The sequence below is a fragment of the Microbacterium sp. genome (assembly GCF_032084865.1).
In the GTDB taxonomy this organism is placed as follows: Bacteria; Actinomycetota; Actinomycetes; order Actinomycetales; family Microbacteriaceae; genus Microbacterium.
In genome coordinates this window covers 1-348 of the sequence record NZ_DAMDLU010000170.1, presented here as the reverse complement: position 1 = coordinate 348, position 348 = coordinate 1, and the positions used below count along the sequence as shown (strand labels likewise).

1 pseudogene is annotated in these 348 nt (G+C 74.7%); it reads right to left on the bottom strand.

The window, feature by feature from the left end:
- Nucleotides 1-348 (bottom strand): annotated as a pseudogene (locus RT309_RS13540) (copper oxidase); the annotation flags it as partial.

Below are 348 nucleotides of genomic sequence, written 5' to 3'. Positions count from 1 at the left end.
GTACAGCGCTGAGGCGACCACGCGCATCAGGCTCGACACGGGCAGGGCGCAGACGGCGAGCGCGGCGTTGGACACGGTGACGCGCAGCACGCCTGCCGTGTCGAACGCGGCCGTGCCGACGCGCACCGGGGTCGGGCCTCCGCCCAGCACCACGGGGACGAGGTAGCTCAGAGCACCGACGAGCACCTGCGCCGCGAAGCCCGCAGCCAGGTACGGCACGACCTGGCCGAAAAGGGCGTCGAGTGCCGTGAAGCCGCCGCCGTCCAGCGCGGTGGCGGCCGCCCCGACCGCGATCATGGCCACGGAGCCTGCCCACCAGATCAGCGCCGCCCCGACCGACAGCGCGGC